This is a genomic window from Staphylococcus sp. FSL W8-1207 (assembly GCF_038003745.1).
GTDB lineage: Bacteria > Bacillota > Bacilli > Staphylococcales > Staphylococcaceae > Staphylococcus > Staphylococcus equorum.
In genome coordinates this window covers 1872937-1893016 of record NZ_JBBOPU010000001.1, presented here as the reverse complement: position 1 = coordinate 1893016, position 20080 = coordinate 1872937, and the positions used below count along the sequence as shown (strand labels likewise).

General features: G+C 32.0%; 22 protein-coding genes. 16 read left to right on the top strand and 6 right to left on the bottom strand.

What is annotated here, in order from left to right:
* The first annotated feature begins 283 nt into the window (after positions 1–283).
* The 4 genes from NSR03_RS09605 to NSR03_RS09590 all read left to right on the top strand — a co-directional run bounded on the left by NSR03_RS09605 (position 284) and on the right by NSR03_RS09590 (position 3085).
* Positions 284–943: a Bax inhibitor-1/YccA family protein gene (locus NSR03_RS09605; RefSeq protein ID WP_340719217.1), complete on the top strand. Its 660-nt coding sequence runs from the start codon at positions 284–286 to the stop codon at positions 941–943.
* 336 nt (positions 944–1279) lie between these two features.
* On the top strand, positions 1280–1636 hold the full coding sequence (locus NSR03_RS09600; RefSeq protein WP_021339392.1) for a transcriptional regulator, SarA/Rot family: 357 nt from the start codon (positions 1280–1282) through the stop codon (positions 1634–1636).
* Between the two features lie 230 nt (positions 1637–1866).
* Positions 1867–2583, top strand: coding sequence for a YebC/PmpR family DNA-binding transcriptional regulator (locus NSR03_RS09595; protein ID WP_002508365.1), 717 nt, complete (start codon positions 1867–1869; stop codon positions 2581–2583).
* Between the two features lies 1 nt (position 2584).
* Positions 2585–3085 (top strand): cupin domain-containing protein, encoded by a 501-nt coding sequence (locus NSR03_RS09590; protein WP_340719216.1) that lies wholly within the window; start codon positions 2585–2587, stop codon positions 3083–3085.
* 109 nt (positions 3086–3194) lie between these two features.
* Here the strand turns inward: NSR03_RS09590 and NSR03_RS09585 are convergent, their stop codons facing one another.
* Entirely contained in the window at positions 3195–4307 is a 1113-nt protein-coding gene (locus NSR03_RS09585; RefSeq protein WP_064783115.1) for a 5-methyltetrahydropteroyltriglutamate--homocysteine S-methyltransferase, read from the bottom strand.
* A 212-nt stretch (positions 4308–4519) separates the two neighbouring features.
* On the opposite strand from NSR03_RS09585, the gene NSR03_RS09580 reads away from it, so the two are divergent.
* From NSR03_RS09580 to NSR03_RS09560, 5 genes are all read left to right on the top strand, one after another.
* Positions 4520–5245 carry a DUF402 domain-containing protein gene (locus NSR03_RS09580; RefSeq protein WP_064783114.1) on the top strand — a complete coding sequence of 242 codons (726 nt, stop codon included), beginning with the start codon at positions 4520–4522 and terminating at the stop codon, positions 5243–5245.
* A gap of 211 nt (positions 5246–5456) precedes the next feature.
* On the top strand, positions 5457–6311 hold the full coding sequence (locus tag NSR03_RS09575) for a LysR family transcriptional regulator (RefSeq protein WP_002508361.1): 855 nt from the start codon (positions 5457–5459) through the stop codon (positions 6309–6311).
* A gap of 95 nt (positions 6312–6406) precedes the next feature.
* Positions 6407–7615 (top strand): sugar efflux transporter, encoded by a 1209-nt coding sequence (locus tag NSR03_RS09570; RefSeq protein ID WP_021339395.1) that lies wholly within the window; start codon positions 6407–6409, stop codon positions 7613–7615.
* Positions 7616–7621: 6 nt separating this feature from the next.
* Positions 7622–8110, top strand: a complete 489-nt coding sequence (locus NSR03_RS09565) for a DUF456 domain-containing protein (protein ID WP_064783113.1) — start codon at positions 7622–7624, stop codon at positions 8108–8110.
* Between the two features lie 263 nt (positions 8111–8373).
* Positions 8374–9534: an MFS transporter gene (locus NSR03_RS09560; RefSeq protein WP_069801654.1), complete on the top strand. Its 1161-nt coding sequence runs from the start codon at positions 8374–8376 to the stop codon at positions 9532–9534.
* A gap of 234 nt (positions 9535–9768) precedes the next feature.
* Here the strand turns inward: NSR03_RS09560 and NSR03_RS09555 are convergent, their stop codons facing one another.
* Positions 9769–10452 carry a DUF1129 family protein gene (locus NSR03_RS09555; protein WP_002508357.1) on the bottom strand — a complete coding sequence of 228 codons (684 nt, stop codon included), beginning with the start codon at positions 10450–10452 and terminating at the stop codon, positions 9769–9771.
* 95 nt (positions 10453–10547) lie between these two features.
* Here NSR03_RS09555 and NSR03_RS09550 point away from each other — a divergent pair, with 95 nt between their 5' ends.
* The 5 genes from NSR03_RS09550 to NSR03_RS09530 all read left to right on the top strand — a co-directional run bounded on the left by NSR03_RS09550 (position 10548) and on the right by NSR03_RS09530 (position 13372).
* Complete coding sequence (locus NSR03_RS09550) at positions 10548–11018, top strand: GNAT family N-acetyltransferase (RefSeq protein ID WP_064783111.1); 471 nt, start codon at positions 10548–10550, stop codon at positions 11016–11018.
* A gap of 42 nt (positions 11019–11060) precedes the next feature.
* The gene (locus tag NSR03_RS09545; protein WP_064783110.1) at positions 11061–11273 is read left to right on the top strand and encodes an SA0632 family lipoprotein; all 213 of its coding nucleotides are present in this window, start codon (positions 11061–11063) and stop codon (positions 11271–11273) included.
* 380 nt (positions 11274–11653) lie between these two features.
* Positions 11654–11950 (top strand): hypothetical protein, encoded by a 297-nt coding sequence (locus tag NSR03_RS09540; protein ID WP_002508354.1) that lies wholly within the window; start codon positions 11654–11656, stop codon positions 11948–11950.
* Between the two features lie 98 nt (positions 11951–12048).
* Positions 12049–12624: a GNAT family N-acetyltransferase gene (locus NSR03_RS09535; RefSeq protein WP_002508353.1), complete on the top strand. Its 576-nt coding sequence runs from the start codon at positions 12049–12051 to the stop codon at positions 12622–12624.
* 130 nt (positions 12625–12754) lie between these two features.
* Entirely contained in the window at positions 12755–13372 is a 618-nt protein-coding gene (locus NSR03_RS09530) for a LysE/ArgO family amino acid transporter (RefSeq protein ID WP_002508351.1), read from the top strand.
* A gap of 151 nt (positions 13373–13523) precedes the next feature.
* Here NSR03_RS09530 and NSR03_RS09525 read toward each other — a convergent pair whose 3' ends face one another.
* The 4 genes from NSR03_RS09525 to NSR03_RS09510 all read right to left on the bottom strand — a co-directional run bounded on the left by NSR03_RS09525 (position 13524) and on the right by NSR03_RS09510 (position 16469).
* Positions 13524–14090 (bottom strand): LOG family protein, encoded by a 567-nt coding sequence (locus NSR03_RS09525; RefSeq protein ID WP_002508350.1) that lies wholly within the window; start codon positions 14088–14090, stop codon positions 13524–13526.
* 2 nt (positions 14091–14092) lie between these two features.
* Positions 14093–14557: a YaiI/YqxD family protein gene (locus tag NSR03_RS09520; protein WP_064783108.1), complete on the bottom strand. Its 465-nt coding sequence runs from the start codon at positions 14555–14557 to the stop codon at positions 14093–14095.
* Between the two features lie 5 nt (positions 14558–14562).
* A complete protein-coding gene (locus NSR03_RS09515) occupies positions 14563–15264 on the bottom strand; it encodes a hypothetical protein (protein WP_069820622.1) in 702 nt (233 codons plus the stop codon).
* A gap of 329 nt (positions 15265–15593) precedes the next feature.
* Entirely contained in the window at positions 15594–16469 is an 876-nt protein-coding gene (locus tag NSR03_RS09510; protein WP_064783104.1) for an undecaprenyl-diphosphate phosphatase, read from the bottom strand.
* Positions 16470–16734: 265 nt separating this feature from the next.
* Here NSR03_RS09510 and NSR03_RS09505 point away from each other — a divergent pair, with 265 nt between their 5' ends.
* A complete protein-coding gene (locus NSR03_RS09505; protein ID WP_021339405.1) occupies positions 16735–18366 on the top strand; it encodes an ABC transporter ATP-binding protein/permease in 1632 nt (543 codons plus the stop codon).
* Positions 18363–20039: a thiol reductant ABC exporter subunit CydC gene (cydC, locus tag NSR03_RS09500; RefSeq protein ID WP_021339406.1), complete on the top strand. Its 1677-nt coding sequence runs from the start codon at positions 18363–18365 to the stop codon at positions 20037–20039. The genes NSR03_RS09505 and cydC overlap by 4 nt, the downstream gene beginning before the upstream one ends.
* The last annotated feature ends 41 nt before the right edge of the window (positions 20040–20080 follow it).

Genomic DNA, 20080 nt, shown 5'->3' with positions numbered 1-20080 from the left:
AAAAGGATGAAGTGCCTTTAAGACGTTTCTTGTGCGATTTATAAGACATTATAAAGAGATAATTGTATTGAACTTTTTCGTGTTTGTAACAATTAAGTTGCTTGTAGTTATAAATAAATAGACTCAGCTAAAGAGATTTGGAAAATTATGTGGTTCATGTTTGGTATTGTTTGAAATAGTGAAAGTTAAAGTATTACGCTTATTGAAAGATTATAGTATGTTATTAATGTTATTATAATATTCAAGTATTTAAATATTTTTTTATAGTTAAGGAGTGAATCAATTGGCTGAAACTGCACAACATATAAATAAGCATAAACAACAGTCTAAAGATAAGTCTAAGTCTCATGCTTACGGAAAAGTATGGCTCTTTTTTGTCTATTACTGGATTATTTTTGGCATTGGTTGTTACTTCGGACAATACTTGCCGTTGGAATTTAGAAGGCCTTTATCTTTCGTGTTACTTGGTTTAGTTCTTATCACCGTTATTTTTAACAGAGCGCGTAAATATGGTTTAGTAATTTCTCACATATATGCAATTGTAGTAGGATTGCTATCATTCGCAACATTTACGACATATATGCAAAATTTAGGACCTGAAGTATTCTATAAAAATGTGACTCTTGCCATTGCAGGATTTATGGTGTTTGGTATTATAGGCTTTTTTGTAATTGGCAATGCCGCAAGTATGGGTAAATACTTATTTGTAACATTAGTAGCCCTAATTGTTGCAAGCTTGATTGGTATGTTTATTCAAAATTCATTGTTCCACACGATTATTACTGTGGTAGGTCTATTATTGTTCCTGCTTTACACCTTATACGACTTTAACCGTATGAAACGGGGTCAATTCTCACCAAGAGAAATGGGCTTTAATTTATTCATCAATTTATTACACATTATAAAATACGTTTTAAGACTAGCGAATAAATTTAGAAGATAAAGTATGAAGTAATTACAGTTAAAGTACTTGGTTTTTGATAGTTAATTATTTAACATGTTAACACCCTTAAAGTAGATTTTAGTAATCAACTTTAAGGGTGTTTTTTTATATAGCAATTATATAGTGATGACACGATTTAAAAAAGAGCAATCTAATTAGTTCTTATTATAATTTAGTTAAATTAATGAAAAAGTGTTGACAAATTTAAAAATTTTATTCAAAATTGCGTAAAGATAAAAGTATGTTGATTCAAATAAAAAACATAAAAATAAAACAGTGTTATTTTTGTAAGCGTTAGAAACATTCATCATAATTTCATGTGGAGGTGTGATAGCAATGAATGAAGAGAAAAAGGCTCAATTTTTAAATGTTTATAAAAAATATAAAAGTTTAACGCATTACATAGAACAAAAATATAAATTGACAATAAATGATGTAGCAGTTTTAGAATTGGTTCAACAAAATTGTAGTGAAAAATATATGTTGATGCAGCCATTTTTAAAAATAGCTACTGCGGAATTGGATTTGAGTAGAACCAAAGTGCTTGCTTCAATTCGTCGTTTGATTGATCAAGATAGAGTGAGTAAGCTACGTTCAACAGAAGATGAACGTAAAGTATATTTATTAATGAATGAAAAGAACGCTGCACATTACGAAGCATTATTAGATGAAATTGAATCATATACTGAATAAAATATATAGTTTCAAGTAAAGAAATGTCCCTTGTTGATTCATATTTTAAGATGATTTAAAAGACTAGTGGTACACATGAAATTCAATTGTGTATGGCTAGTCTTTTTATTATGTAATATATAAGGTGCGATTATTTGTCATTTATATACGTAGTTCTATGTAATAGAGCGAAATTATTGTATAATATATCATGTTAATAAAAATATTTTTCGAGAAAGTGTGATGAAAGTATGGGACGTAAGTGGAATAATATTAAAGAGAAAAAAGCGCAAAAGGACAAAAATACAAGTCGAATTTATGCTAAATTCGGTAAAGAAATTTATGTAGCGGCTAAATCAGGTGAACCAGATCCGGAATCAAACCAAGCGCTAAGATTAACTTTAGAAAGAGCTAAGACTTATTCTGTACCGAATCATATTATTGATCGAGCGATAGAAAAAGCTAAAGGAGCAAGTGAAGAAAACTACGATGAATTAAGATATGAAGGTTTTGGACCAAATGGTTCAATGATTATCGTAGACGCATTAACAGAAAATGTGAATAGAACTGCTTCTGATGTACGTGCAGCTTTTGGTAAAAATGGCGGTAATATGGGAGTTTCAGGCTCAGTTGCGTATATGTTTGATCATACGGCTGTGTTTGGTATTGAAGGCAAATCAGCAGACGATACGTTAGAAGCGTTGATGGAAAAAGATATCGATGTGAGAGATATCGTTGAAGAAAATGGGTTAACTATTATTTACGCTGAACCAGATCAGTTTGCTCAAGTTCAAGATGCTCTACGTGAAACAGGTGTCGAAGAATTTAAGGTTGCTGAATTTGAGATGTTGCCACAATCAGATATAGAATTATCTGAAGAAGATCAAGAAGCTTTTGAAACACTAGTTGATGCTTTAGAAGATTTAGAAGACGTTCAAAACGTTTTCCATAATGTGGACTTGAAGTAATATGGGTGAAAATATCCAGTATTGGCTTAATCAACTAGATTTACAACCCCATCCAGAAGGGGGCTATTATAAAGAGATTATCAAAGCTAAATCAAATAATCTAAATGAAAGACCAGTATATTCAAGTATTTATTTCTTGTTAACACATGACAATATATCGTATTTTCATCGTATCGATGCAGATGAAATATGGTATTACCACGCTGGAGATTCTTTAACAGTGCATATGATTCATTCAGATGGACGTTATCAAAGTGTGTCAATAGGCAAAGACCTTGAAGCGGGTGATGTTTTACAATATGTAGTTCCAAAAGAAACGATTTTTGCTTCTTCAATTGAAGGTGAAAATGGTTATGCACTTGTAGGCTGTATGTGCCAACCTGCATTTGAATTTGAACATTTTGAACTATTGAGTAAAGAATGGTTGAATAATCAATTTCCAAGTTTAAAAGATATACATGAACGCTATGCTTTATCCGAAAGTGATATAGCTGGAAATTAATTGTTCTTTAATTTAAAAATTTAGATATTAATAAAGGCCTATCAGATTTTAAGTCTGATAGGCCTCTCAATTTTAATATTAATACTTCTTACGAGTTAGTATAGTATGTTTATTTTGCTGTTCCAAAGACTTCGTTTGCAATTTCTACAACGTAAGCTAGTTTTTTCCATTGCTCATCTTCAGTCAGTTTATTGCCTTCTTCTGTTGAAGCAAAGCCACATTGTGGACTTAAACAAATTTGATCTAAATCAACATATTGTTGTGCTTCTTTAACACGTGCAAGTATGGCAGATTTATCTTCTAAGTCACCTGTTTTTGAAGTGAAAAGACCTAATACAGCTGCTGAATTTTCTTTAGGGAAAAAGCGTAATGGCTCAAAATCACCTGAACGATCATCGTCATATTCTAGGAAAAAGCCACCTAAATTTTCTTTGAATAAATAAGGTGCGACTGGCTCATAGCCACCTGAAATTGCCCAAGTTGATTGATAATTACCACGACAAATATGTGTAGTAATGAGTAGATCTTCTGGTAAATCTTGGACTGCTTCATTTACAACACGATATGCAAGCTGACGTGCTGCTTCTTTGTCTGCTTCAGTACGGTCACGGCCACGTGTTTTCTGAGAACCAGAAGTTAGGTTAGCCCAATAAACATCATCTAATTGAATGTAACGTGCGCCTAATTCATAAAATTTGAGCAAACTTTCACGATATGCCTGAGCAACATCATGTGCATAATCCTCGATATCAGGATAGATGTCTTCATTTAAGATATTTGGATGGAACAGTTGGTTTGGACTTGGGATAGATACTTTTGCTGTTGCACGTCCATTAACCTTGTCATATAAAAATTTGAAGTGTTCAAAATGTGGATGATTTGGGTTAAAAGCGACTTTACTCTCAACTTTAACATTATGATTTCTAGTTTCAACGCCTTCAAATGCTAAACCACGCTCAGAAGTATAGCCATTGACACCGTCTAAATTTTCCAAGAAATCGAAATGCCACCAGCTTCTGCGGAATTCACCATCAGTGATGCTATGTAAACCTACTTCTAGTTGTTTCTCTATGATGTGCTCAATTTCTTCGTCCTCGATATCTCGTAATGCTTGTGCATCGATGACTTCATTTTGATAATCTTTACGTGCATCTTTTAGGCGTTGTGGTCTTAATAAACTACCAACATGATCCGCTCTAAAAGGTCTTTGAATGACTGCCATGTTACTATCTCCTTTATTTATAGAATTTTCAGAAAAATATAGATAAAATCTATCAAACTTTATTATAATTGTCAATTTCGCTTTTACACTATGAAATATAGTACAATAATAATAATTAAATTCGTGATACAAAATTGGAAGACGTTCAGTATAATCCATAAGATGACATAAAGTAAACAGTTTTATATAATAATGACAAGGAGTTGGTGACAGTGAAAGTAAAATATATTGATAAGCGTCACTGGCGTCGTATCATTGACAAAGAGTATACAGAAGTCAAAGTAAACAACAACAAGTTCAAGGGTATTATTGGTTTGGTGACGATGAAAAAAGTACGTGAACCATTAGAGGTGACAGTGGTGGGCCAAAATATTATTGTTGCGGATGATAACTATCAATGGCTACAAATCTTGCCCGAAAAAAAACGATATAGTATTACAGTGATGCTAGATGACAAGGGCAACCCATTAGAATATTACTTTGATATAAATATTAAGAATGTTACACAAAAAGGAAACGCACGTACAATAGATTTATGTTTAGATGTACTTGTATTGCCAAATGGGGAATATGAACTTGTAGATGAAGACGATTTACAACGTGCTTTAGATCAAGGACAAATTACTAAAAAGCAGTTTCACGAAGCATATATTATTGCGCATCAATTAATGATAAAAATTGAGGCTGATTTTTCAACGATGAAAGATAAAATCATGTATTGTTATTACAAGATTAAACAAAAATCAAAAAATCAACACCACCCATTACATGGTAAAGCCAAATATAATGAGCAAAAGCATAAACATAAACCATACAAAGCTAAACAACACGATCATAAACATCCAAATAAGCATATTAAAAGTGAAAACCACAATCAACAAAGTAGCAATCACAACCAAAATCATTCAACACATCGCGACTCAGAACCAGAACTTTAAGATTATTTGTACAAATTTAATTGAATGATACATGTATTGTGAATCAGTGTATGAGCATCATGTGAATCATGTTATAGTGACACTGCTAGATGATAAATGTTAAAAACGTATAATTTGAAATTTGAAATTATATTATGAAATGTTAAGTGAACATGAATAATAACCAATCAATGAAATGATTAAAAGTGCTTTTAAAATATAGGGGGATAATATGAAGATTGACGATTATCGCTTGTTAACCACTTTAGATGAAACAAGAACACTAAGGAAAGCAGCAGAAATATTATATATATCACAACCTGCAGTAACACAACGTTTAAAATCAATTGAAAATACTTTTGGTGTAAATGTTTTTATACGTACTAAGAAACAATTGATTACTACAACAGAAGGTTCGATGATTATAGAGCATGCTAGAGATATGCTGAACAAAGAGCGTTTATTTTTAGATAAAATGCAAGCGCACATTGGTGAAGTCAACGGTACGATTTCAATCGGTTGTTCTTCATTAATCGGACAGACTTTATTACCGCAAGTATTAAACTTATTTACACGCCAATTTCCTAATGTAGAGATTCAAGTTCAAGTAGGTTCGAGTGAACAAATTAAAGCAAACCATAGAGATTACCATGTGATGATTATACGTGGTAATAAAATTATGAACTTAAGTAATACACATTTATTTAATGACGATCATTATTTTATTAATCCTAAAAATCGTTACGATGATGTTGATAAAATGCCATTTATTGAATTTCAAGCAGATCCAATTTATATTAATCAAATTAAAGAATGGTATGGGAGTCAAATAGGACAGGATTATCATGCTATGATTACTGTTGATCAAGTGGCCACGTGTAAAGAGATGCTGTTAAATGGTGTCGGTGTAACAATTTTGCCTGAGATCATGATGAAGCATTTAGACCGTGACCAGTTTGAATTTAGACGCGTAAATATAGATGAAAAACCATTGATTCGTTCCACATTTTTAAGTTACGATTCTAGCATGTTACAATTGCCTCAAGTAGAATCATTTATCAATTTAATGATGGAATATGTTGAATAACATCAATAGTAGCTAATACATAATCATTTATACATTGCCTATTTAAGTGATATACGAGAATTGACACCTAATTTAGTAGAATAGAGGTTTGTTATATGTTTAGTGCTTTATTACATATTAAGAATTACAAACTATTTGTAGTCAATATGATGCTTTTAGGTATGGGAATTTCAATCACTGTACCTTATCTTGTTTTATTTGCGACCAATGATTTGGGTATGACTTCTACACAATATGGTCTGCTATTAGCATTAGCAGCAATCAGCCAATTTATAATGAACACAATTGTTGCACGCTTTTCTGATACACACAATATAAATAGGAAAGTCATAATCATTACAGCATTGTTAATGGGTGCTGTTAGTTTTTCTATTTACTTCTATATTCATGAAGTATGGATATTTATTGTTATGTATGCCGTTTTTCAAGGGTTTTTCGCGCCCGCAATGCCTCAAATGTATGCTTCAGCTAGAGAGTCTATCAATGTTTCGGCTTCAAGAGATAGAGCGAAGTTTGCTAATGCCGTATTGCGTTCCATGTTCTCATTTGGATTCTTATTTGGTCCGTTAATCGGCGCTTTATTATTAGGTGTTAATGGTTACGCAGGGTTATTTACTGGAACTGTTACCATTATTTTATTTACACTGATGTTACAGGTATTCTTTTTTAAAGATATCAAAACAAAACAAACCACAACTGATGTGAATCACATTGAGGCGAAAGCACCTAATATGTTACATGATAAGGCCTTATTCGTTCCATTTTTAGCCTTTATTTTATTACATATTGGTCAATGGATGTATACATTGAATATGCCGTTGTTCGTCACTAAATATTTGAATGAAGCTGAAGGGTATGTAGGTGGTTTAGCCAGTCTATGTGCCGGTTTAGAAGTTCCATTTATGGTCGTGTTAGGTATTTTATCTGCGAAACTCACGACACGTGTGCTACTGATGTTAGGTGGATTGTTTGGTGGCCTGTTTTACTTTAGTATTGGTGTGTTCGAAAATTTGGTGATGATGTTTGTCGGCCAAGTATTTTTAGCTATTTTCTTAGCGATATTACTTGGTTTAGGCATCAGTTATTTCCAAGATATTTTACCAGATTTTCCAGGATATGCATCTACACTTTTTGCTAACGCGATGGTGATAGGTCAGTTATGTGGGAACTTATTAGGTGGAATTATGAGTCACTGGGTAGGTTTGGGAAATGTATTCTTTGTATCAGCGACAGCTATATTTTTAGGTATGATATTAATATACTTTACAAAAGATCAAAAATTCACAGAAGAAAGTATGGAGTAGATAAAAATGACAGTAATTTTATGGATATTAATTATCGCATCATTTGTCTTAGCATTTGTAGGTTTAATTAAACCTATTATTCCATCAGTGCTTGTATTATGGGTAGGGTTTTTAATTTATCAATTCGCATTTCATAATGGCAATTTATCATGGATATTCTATATATCAATGATTTTATTCACCGTGTTTATTTTAGTAGCAGATTTTATCATGAATAAATATTTTGTAAATAAATTTGGTGGTTCTAAACTTAGCGAGTATGCGGCGCTCATTGGTGTAATCGTAGGTTGCTTTGTATTTCCACCATTTGGAATTATTATTATTCCATTTATCGCGGTATTAGTTGTTGAAATGATACAAGAACCCAACTTTTCAAAGGCTTTAAAAGCAAGTTTTGGGTCTATCGTAGCATTTTTAGCGAGTGCTGTTGCACAAGGGATTATCATGTTTATCATGGTAGTGTGGTTCTTTATCGATGCATTACTAATTAATTAAAATTAGCGAGTTAGCTATTGTCATAAGAAGGGTAATTGAGTGTTCTAAACACTGTTAACTTTTTTGACGATTGCTAACTTTTTTAATTTTCTTGGTAGTATTATGATGTAAAGCAATTTATTAAATGAATACAGCTAAATTAAATGTAAGCGAATTAATTTTAAAAATAGGAGAAAATCAAGCAACTCCCTTGTTTTTGGCAACTGTATTTTAGTATAATCACAAACATGTGAAAAAAATATGATTTCGGAAGGGAGTCAAAAATGAAATATCCAATTGCTATATGGATGCTTGCAATCGGTGCGTTTGCAATAGGTATGACAGAATTTGTAATTATGGGATTATTACCTAATATTGCACGGGATTTTGACGTAACTGTAAGTCAGGCAGGGCAACTGATAACTGGTTATGCATTAGGTGTTGCAATCGGCGGGCCTATCATAGTTATGTTGACGATTAAATGGAATAGAAAATATTTACTACTAGCTTTAATGGCTATTTTTATATTAGGGAATTTTGCTGCTTCATTTAGTACGAGTTATGGATTTATGATGACAAGTCGTATCATTACATCGTTGGCTCATGGTTCATTCTTTGGTATAGGTTCTATTTTAGCTGCGAATATGGTGCGGCCAGAGAAACGTGCAAGTGCGATGGCACTAATGTTTATGGGATTAAGTTTAAGTAATATTTTAGGTGTACCATTCGGGACATTAATTGGTCAAAACTTTGGCTGGCCGATGACGTTTATTATTATTTCTATTATAGGAACACTAGCACTTATAGGCATTATTATTTTTGTGCCTATGCAACGTGATACAGTAAAATCATCAATGAAAAAAGAACTACAAATTTTAAAAGAAAAACGTTTGTGGTTAACTTTAGCAGTGACATTATTTGGTTTCAGTAGTGTATTTGCATACTTCACTTATATTTCTACAGTATTGACTGATGTATCAAATGTACAAGAAAACTTGATTTCATATCTGTTAATTATTTTTGGGGTAGGTGTTACATTAGGTAACGTCGTTGGTGGTAAACTTGCGGATTGGAATTTAAATAAAGCGTTACAAATTATTTTCTCAATCTTTATCGTTTACTTCTTACTATTATACTTTATACAAATGAATGGTTTCTTAATGGTAGCAGGCATATTCTTCTTTGGTTTAATCGGCTTTAGTATGAGTCCATCATTACAATTTAAAAGTACGATTATTTCTAAAGATGCACCTACGCTTGCAAGTACATTAAACCAATCTGCATTTAATTTAGGCAATGCGCTTGGTGCCTTTATTGGTGGCGTTGTCGTGACGAATTTACCGATAGCATCATTAAGTCTAATTGCGCCAATACTAACTGCAATCGGTCTGATATTCTTGTTTATTAGTATCGCTGTGGAAAGAAAAGAAGGCATGGCACCATAATAACAATGCATATGACGTGACAATACGTACAAGAGTCTAAGATATATTTTATCCAGACTCAAAAAAAGATCTCATCATTAGTATTTAAACTAGTGATGAGATCTTTTTGTTTTAAAATAATTCACTTTTGAAAGTGGGTGCTAGTTGGTACGCAAAATTAGTGATTGAAGATATAGCACTTTATTAATAGGTTAGAGACTGTACCAAATAGCCACTATTATTTAAACAACAAGATTATAAAGATGTATTTGTATCTTTATTTGTATAGTGATGATCAATAAATAAAGCGATGGGTATAACGATAAATGAGATTATAATAAAGGTCCAATTACTTATTAATATATAAGGCCCAAATGCTAAAAATGATTGAGGAATGAAAAATACATAAAATATTGCATATAATAGTAATAAAATGACGACATACGTTAATATCCATGTCCAATGTGATTTTGTAAAGCACTGCATTTGTACAGTTCGGAATATCATCCATATAAATAGAAAAATGATGAAAATTCCTACTAATACAACAAGAGGAAATGAATATAAATATAATCGCTTCGCACCAATGAAAAAGCCAATAAATCCTTTAAGGAAACAAAAAATACCAAATAACAAAAAGATGTGCTGAATTATGTATTTAAATATATTTAAAATTGTTTCATTTGGTAATTTTTTAAGTTCCTTTTTGGCATGTGACTTAGGATCATGTTCAAAGAAATCCATGGCGAGTATACCTTCTTTTTCAGCTTCCAATAATTGATTTAAAATGCGATTCAACATTTTTTCAGAATCGTGAGGATTAACACTTAAATCTGCTCGGACGTATGTCATGTAATTTTCGAATGCATCTCTATCTGTATTATTTAATCGCAAAGCTTTTACATTATTTTCTCGCATTAATTTGTCAGTAGATTTCATTTGAATTTCGCAGTCCTTTTTATAGAATGTAATGATAAGGCTTATTATGACGAATATAACATTATAAATCAACTTTACTTTTTAAAGGAGAAAATATGGAAAAACTTTCACTTAAACAAAAACAATATATTACTGAAATTGCAGACATACATGAAAGTGAACTTGCAAAACAAAATGAAGATTATAGTAAAAGCCGGTTATCTGTTGGATTACGTGAAGAAATGATAAATCATGTGCTGAAATATAATACAGATTTAGTATGGCTCGAAACACAGAAGGAAGAACTTATAGGTTTTATTTGGGCACGCTATTTGAAAGATTATAATAAAGTGATAATAGAAATGCTATATGTTAATGAAGCATTTCGTAAGCAAGGGATTGCTACGCGTTTTAAAAATGAAGTCGAAGCATGGGCAAGAGCAGTAGGCGCTCTAAAAATTGAAAGCACAGTGGACAGTCACAATGTTCAGATGCAACAATTAAATCGAAATATGGACTATCAAATAAGTAAAGTCATAATGACTAAAAATTTAAGGGTAAATAATGAAGATAATAGAGAAAAATGATAAAATTAATTTATTATAATTGCATTAAAAAGGAGTATATATATGAAAAAGTGTTTAGCACTCATATTAGCATCGACGATTGCATTAACCGCTTGTGGTAAAGATGATGAAAAGGCTTCTTTAGAAAAAGATATAGATAAGTTAGAGAAGAAGAATAAAGATTTGAAAAAAGAAAAAGAAAAATTGGAAAAAGAGCAAAATAAATTACAAGACCAGTCGAAAGATTTAGAGAAAGAAATCAACGCTGAAACATAAAACATACGATGTTATAGTGTTTGTTGTTACTATACCTAGGCATTTACCATAGTAATAAATAGTGTGTTTGATTCAAAATTGACGAACAAATTTCTCGAAAAATGAAATATTATTTGTATAACATATAGAAATCACATTTAATGCTATTTCAGATGATATTTCTTTATTTCCTAGGAAATCATTGTATTATGGTTTTAGTAATTGGTATAATGGGTATCATTAAACATAATAAAGATTAATATAAAACATACAAAATAATTTTTTAAAATATGAATTTTGGAATATAGGTCGATTATTATTCAGTGATTTTCACTTCATAGGGCAACTGTAAGAATGAAGTAGATTAATAAGTCGTCTATATAGAAAGAGAGGTAAGCATTATGCATGAACAAGATTTTAATTTATTAGAAGGTCGTTCAATTACTTTACCTGAACTAGGTAGAGAATTAGAAAATATTACAGGTAGAGAAATAAAAGATTCAACAGGTGAAATCAAACGCGTGATTGCGCATTTACCTAACTTTGAATCTGATACAGATACGTTTGTTGCTACTTATAAATTAAACCATAAAAATGATTTTATCGATGCAACATTTACTGCACCGAAAAGTGAACGTAATCGCTTAAAAGAAGTAGCTGTTAATCTTGAATTAATTAGCTATATTACAAGAGCATAAACAAATTATAAAAAACAGTATGGTAGCGCGATATGAAAAGATTCATAACGCGTTACTTTTGTATAGAAAATTATTTTTCCAGTATAGAGGTGTAACATATGACAGTTTATATTGAAACTGAACGTTTAAGGTTACGAGACTGGCAAGAGGAAGACTTATTATCATTCCAACAAATGAATGCGAATCAACAAGTTCGTAGATATTTTCCGAGCTTATTAAGTTATCAACGTTCAGAACACGATATGAATAAAATGAATGAAATGATATTAGATGATGGTATTGGTTTGTTTGCTGTAGAACTTAAAGAAACTAATGGGTGGTTAGGTTTTATAGGCCTGAATTATGTGACAGAAGAGAGCAAGTTCCCATTTGAAGAGTTACCATTTTATGAAATTGGTTGGCGACTCATTCCGGAAGTTTGGGGCAATGGCCTAGCTACTGAAGGTGCAGAAGCGGTACTGAAGTATGCGAAACAACAAGGTTTAAATGAGGTATATGCTTTTACTTCGGAAAGCAATGAGCCCTCACTCAAAGTCATGGAAAAACTAGGTATGGAAATTTATGATTATTTTGAACATCCAGAATTAAGCAAACATCATCCGCTTAATAGACATGTAAGATATTATAAAAATTTAGCTATGTTAGATGATGAAAGCTTAAAATCTAGTAGTTAAATGCGAAAATTTGTGAATACACATGGATTTAGTGTATAAATAATCTTCTTTAAAATAATAGATCTCATCATTAGTATTGAACCTAGTGATGAGATCTTAGTTTTTTTAAATTGAGGAATGAGGAATTGACATGTTACAGCCATTAGCTCATGGGTTCTTACTCGCATTGGGATTAATCTTACCATTGGGTGCGCAAAATGTATTTGTATTTAATCAAGGTGCCAACCATAAGAGTATATATAAAACGTTACCCGTCATTATTACAGCAGGTCTGTGTGATACATTTCTTATTGTGTTAGCAGTATTAGGCGTGTCGGTTATTTTACTCTCATTTCCCATGCTGCAAGTTTCTATCTATTGTATAGGTTTAGTTTTTTTAATATATATGGCTTGGTCGTTATGGAAAGCAAGGCCAGATAAATTGAAGCGTTATCGACCAATGACAGCGAAGAAGCAAGTTGGTTTTGCGATTTCTGTATCGCTACTGAATCCACATGCAATTATGGATACAATTGGTGTCATTGGAACGAGTGGGGCGATATATGATGGTACGGATAAAGTCTTGTTTACTATTTCAACTGTAGTTATATCATGGGTTTGGTTTTTCTTTTTAGCAATTTCTGGAAAAATGATAGGCAACATTGATAAAACAGGAAAATACATTATGATATTAAATAAAGTATCTGCTATTATAATTTTAATTGTTGCGGTTATGATTCTAAAACAATTAATAATGCTTTTACTGTAGTGTAATGAGTGTTCAAATTTTATAATTAGAAAGTGCATAATAACATAAGACGGGGAGTGGGGCGGAAATCAAATTTTGATTTCTGTCCCACTCCCCGTCTATTGAAGTTTAGGATTTATATCCCAACGTTTTGTTTTTTAATACGATATATTTAATCATAAGTTCTAATACCAAGTGGTTTATAATTGTTTATCGCTTCGAATAGTGATTCTTTCGTATTGCACAAAGGAGCGAGGTTTTTGTATTTAGAATCTATGAAACCTTCTTGAATCATGTGATCTAAAAGTGCTTGTAAGGGCTCGAAAAACCCATTGATATTGAACACGGCAATAGGTTTTTCGTGAATACCAATTTGGGACCAACTATACATTTCAAAAAATTCTTCTAATGAACCTGCGCCACCTGGAGCCATTACAAAAGCATCAGCTAATTCAGCCATTTTATTTTTTCTTTCATGCATAGAATCTACTAATATCAACTCGCTTAATTTTCCACTTGTAATTTCTTTTTCATTTAACATATTTGGCATGATGCCTACAGCACGACCGCCATGATCTAATACGCCGTCTTGAATAGCGCCCATGATACCTACAGAACCAGCCCCAAATATTAATTCATAACCTTGTTCAGCCATATACTTACCCAACTGATAAGCTTCAGTAATATAGGTTTCATCGTTTCCTTTACTGGCACCACAATACACTGCAATGCTTTTCATATTTATTCCTCCTTGCTCGACATCTGATTTGCAATGATAGACGAAAAGATAGCTTCAAATTCAGCTACATCTTGCTCAGTAAAAGCTGAGGGACCTTTTGTACGTCCGCCACTTCTTCTAAATTGAGCACTCGCATGACGTTGCTCTAATAATGTATCAATGTTTTGTTGCGTATAGATGTAACCTTTATGATGCATAACTATTTTCGTCTTGTTTAAAAGTAAGCTAGCTAAGCCATAGTCTTGTGTGATCACAATGTCACTAGGGCGTACCAGTTTTACAATTCTAAAATCAACAGCGTCTGGTCCATCGTCTACATAGATAATATTCACGTGGTCTGGTTGTACTACTGTAGAAAAATGACTGAAGCTGCGAACAACAGTAACAAAAATGCCTGTCCCCTCAGTCAATTCAATTACTGAATTGGTTACAGGACAAGCATCTCCATCAATAATGACTTGTGTCATTAGGGTTATTTACCATTTTCTTCTTTGTTTTGTTTAACAACACTTTTGGCCACGTAGTCTTTATATTTTTTGAATTCAGATAAGCGTGCTTTTTTGTTTTTCTCTTGCACTTTTTCTTCTTCTTTATGACGTTTGTCTATATTCTTTTGCAGTAATTTATCAAGTTTGCTTACTTCTTTGCGATTTTCTTTTTCTAGCTTTTCGCCTTTTTTCTCTGTTTCATCATCAAGTTTACCTGGAGTTAAACCAACTTTTTCCATGTGTTTATTTGATTTTTTCATGTCTTTGATACGTTGTTTCTTATTATCTTGACGTGCTTTTTCTTCTTCTTTATGACGTTTGTCTATATTTTTTTGCAGAAGTTTGTTCATTTTATCTGCTTCTTTGCGATTTTCTTTTTCTAATTTTTCGCCTTTTTTCTCAATATAGGCTGGATCATGTTCTTTTGCGATACGTTTAAGTTCACGTTTTTGATCCATGTCATGTTTTTTATCTGCAACGTAGTCTTTTGCGTGAGAAGATTTTTCTACAACATTATCTTTAACACGTACAGATTTATCTGCAACTGCTTTAGAAGCACTAACTGTTGCGTCACTTGCTTTTTTCACATCAGGATGATCCTTAATACGTTTGCGTTCAACGATTAGCGGTACTAAAAACACAGGTGCTACTGTGATGATTGTTTTGATTAATTGCTTTTTGTCCATACTCGTTGCCTCCATTTAATTTTATACTATCTACATATTACCCTATAATACACGAAAATAAACGCTAAATACAGTCTATACAGAAAGTTAAACGTCATTTAGCATAGCGATAATAAAAAGAAGAGGCTAAGACAAATATACGCCTTAGCCTCGATTATTAATTTGGTAGTAGCTGACTGAACTAAAAATACACTTGCATTCTTTTGCTAGTCAACTTTATTAATCTGAGTTTATACAACGAAACTTTATTAGAAAAATTAGATTTCAGTCTCACTGTTTCAAAACATTTAGTTATATTGATGCATAAGCATATATAGTCCATTGAAATATTATTCGCCTGTAATACCTTGTCCAATACCGAAACCGAAATAAAGGATAGCGATAATAATAACTAAAACAATTCTATATATAGCAAAAGGAATTAATTTAACTTTACTAATTAAGTACAGGAATGTCTTAATTGCAATTAAACCGACAACGAACGCTGCGATAAAGCCTAATGCATAAAAACCAAAGTGGTCTAAATGAATATATTCAAAGTTTTTAACGAGTGACAAGCCACTAGCTGCTAACATAACAGGTACAGCCATAATGAAAGTGAAGTCTGATGCTGATTTGTGATCCATCTTCATTAATACACCCGTAGATATTGTAGATCCAGATCTACTGAAACCAGGCCACATTGCAACTGCTTGTGATAGCCCAATTACAAATGCTTGGATATAATTGATTTGGTCAACTGATTGTGGATTTGCAACTTTTTTACTATAAATATCAGCTATGATCATATATATAGCACCAACAAATAATCCAATCATTACAGTTGGAACACTGAATAAGTATTTTTGAATAACGTCATCAAATAATAACCCAAGAATACCTGCAGGAATCATACCGACAATAATATGTAGTAAGTTTAAGCGATTCGGTTTTTGACCAACGCCATCGATAGAAGATGCTTTGTACTTACCAATATGAAGCATTTCGAAATAACGTTCACGGAATACCCATGCACCCGCAAAAACAGAACCAAGTTGTATTACAATTTTAAAGGTGAAGGCTGATTCTGATCCTAAAAATTCACTTGATTTTAACCACATGTCATCGATAAGGATCATATGACCTGTTGAAGAAACAGGTGCAAACTCTGTTAAGCCTTCAACAATACCTAGAATAAGTCCTTTAATCAATTCAAGTATTAACATAATTTACCTACTTTCATATTACTAATTAAATTTCATAGATTTTCATTTTATAATGATAGCACAATAAAAATGTAATGCGCCACATCTAAATGTAATTTTAGACTAAAGACTGAGATTAATATAATAAAAGGAATTCAAGCATTGAAAAAGAGAAAATCCTAATTATGTCTGAAATATGAAATTAGCATAAAAAATTACTAATAATAATGAGCGAATTCATTTAATTTTCAATGAATCAGTTTATAATATGTGGCAGGTGATAATTGTGAAAAGATTAACAAATTTAGCATTTAAATATAAAATATACCCAATGTTTATGTTTGTAATCAGTACATTATTAGCTATTACCGTAGTCGTTCAGAATATTGCTATTGCAGAAATTTTAAATGCAATGTTATTGGAAACGAACCAAAATTTGTTAATACTATTACTGTTTACATTATTTATTTTAATCGCACGCGCAACATTTAATACAATAAATCAAATGATCGGTAATCGCATGTCTACAAAAGTGAAATATGATTTGCGACGCCAACTTATATTCAAACAGTCAAAAGAGCCAATTGGCGTTCAAATGAATACTTTGACTGAAAGTATTGATGGTATTGTTCCATTTTTTAATAGTTATTTCCCACAAGTATTTAAATCAATGATGATTCCATTGTTTATCATTGTTGCTATGTGTTTTATTCATTTAAATACGGCTTTAATTATGATAGTCACTGCACCATTTATTCCTCTTTTTTATATTATTTTTGGATTAAAAACACGTGATGAATCTAAAGATAAAATGACCTATTTAAACCAATTCAGTCAGCAATTTTTAAACAAAGTTAAAGGACTTATCACTTTAAAACTTTTTAATAAAACAGCTCAGACAGAACAAGAATTATATGAAGAAAGTACGACATTCAGAGATTTAACTATGCGTATTTTAAAAAGTGCTTTTCTATCCGGACTCATGCTTGAATTTATTAGTATGCTAGGGATTGGTCTTGTAGCTTTAGAAGCTGGATTAGGATTGATTTTATTCAATAGTATTGATTTTAAAACAGCTGCGATTGCAATCATATTAGCGCCTGAATTTTATAACTCTATTAAAGATTTAGGGCAATCGTTTCACACAGGAAAGCAAAGTGAAGGATCGAGCGATGTTGTGTTCGATTTATTAGATAAACAAGAAAAAACGCTGAAACCTGAGATTCGTACAAATGGACAACAATCTGCATTAATTAAATTAGAGAATGTTAGCTTTAAATATGATGATGCACAACAAAATGCTTTAAATAATATTAATTTGAATATTTCTAGAGGAGAGCAAATTGCGCTCGTCGGGAAAAGTGGTGCGGGTAAATCAACACTTGCACAGGTTATTGTACAACGTTTCGATGCCCAGTCAGGTGAAGTGACTTATCAAAATGCTAATTTGAAATTAGGTTTTTTAAGTCAGATGCCTTATATCTTTAATGCCTCTATACGCGATAATATTACTATGTTTCAATCGATGGATGAAAATAAAATATTAAAAGTATTAGATGATGTTGATTTAAAAGAAAAAGTACTATCTTTAAAGGATGGATTAGATACATGGATTGGAGAGGGCGGTGAGATGCTCTCAGGCGGTCAAATGAGACGTGTAGAACTATCTCGAGTACTAATGATTCAACCAGACGTACTTATCTTTGATGAGCCTGCTACTGGCTTAGATGTGAAAACAGAAAATATTATACAAGATATAATTGCACAACAATTTGTGGATACAACTGTTATTACGATTGCACATAGAGAAAATACTATTAAAAATGCTGATAGACGTATATATATTGAAAATGGCTATTTGACATCGATAGATACACAAGAGAGAAGAAACAATGATAAAGGTGGTGACGTAACATGAAGCCACATATTCAATTTAAAATAGATAGAGATTTGATACTTTCGATTATTGTGGGAGTTATAGGAAGTTTAGTAGCACTTAGCATGTTCTTTTTAAGTGGTTATATGGTAACGCAAAGTGCACTTGGCGCCCCGTTATTTGCATTGATGGTTCTGATAGCTTCAGTAAAATTATTTGGATTTATAAGAGCAATTGCCAGATATATTGAAAGGTTGTTATCACATAGAGCGACTTTTACAATGCTTAGAAACGTTAGGGTTCAATTTTTCAAACATTTAATTCCGGTCGTTCCCGACGTATATCGAAAATTTAATTCTAGTGATTTAATCGCACGAATGATTGGCAGAGTTGAAGCTCTGCAAAATATATACTTGCGTGTTTATTATCCACCTGTAGTAATAGGTGTTACAGCAATCATTTCTACAATCGTAATGATTTACTTCTCATATGTACATGCGATTATCATATGTATTAGTATGATTGCTACCTTAGTAGTTATACCGTGGTTAAGTGCTAAGCGTGCACGTATACTGAAAAGGCAAGTTAACAAAGTTCAAGGCGATTTTTTAAACCAATTTTATGATTATAAAGAAGGTTATGAAGAGTTGGATCGTTTTGGTCGAACAGAATTTTATAAAAAACAAGTGCTTCATCAACTGGATGACTATGAAGCAGCACAAGCAAAAGAGCAACGATTTTTATCACTATACGAATATAGCTTAAATATTGTTTCGATGATTGCACTATTTTTCACACTGTATTTAGGTGTAGTTCAAGTACAAAATCAAGAATTAGACGTTGTTTATTTAACAAGTATCGTATTAATGATGCTGACGCTTTTCGAACAAGCGATACCTATGAGTAATGTAGCTTACTTTAAAGCGGATACTGACGAAGCTTTCCATGATATTGATGAAGTGATTGCTCATCCTATGAAGCAGGGCGTGGAAGCAATGCATTTAGAAGTCTTACCTACCGAGCCATTGTATAAGGTTCGAGACCTCAACTTCAAGTATTGGAATCAATCAAGTTATGTATTACAAGATATCCAATTATCAATTGATAAAGGCGAGCATGTTGCTATTATTGGACCTTCAGGATCTGGTAAAAGTTCGTTATTGCAACTCATGTTAGGTTTGTATCAAAGTGATAAAGGTGAGATACTATTAAATCATCAAGATATTACAAATATTGTAGATGAAGAAAAATATAGTCAAATCAATGCCCTATTACAAACACAACAGTTATTTGACGGTACAGTGAGAGAAAATTTGTTTACTGACAAAGATGATGTTGAACTACGCAACGTTCTAGCTAATTTAGGTTTGGATCATATCGATTTAGATCGATACATTACCATATCTGGTAATACATTATCAGGCGGTGAAATACAGAGACTTGGTATTGCAAGATTATTATTAAGAGACGTACCGATTTGGATCATGGATGAGCCTACAACAGCACTCGACATATATCATACAGATAGTGTAATGGACATCATTCATACCAAAGCTCAAACCTTAATTGTTGCAACACATGATTTAAGGTTGCTACCGTATTTTGATAAAATTGTAGTTATGAGTGAAGGGGAAATCGTAGAAAGTGGAAGTTATCAGTCTCTAATTACAGAAAGAGGCTATTTATATCAAATGGTTGAAATGAATGTTTCTTAAACGAAACGTTACATTATTTTTCTTATAAGTTAAAAAAATGG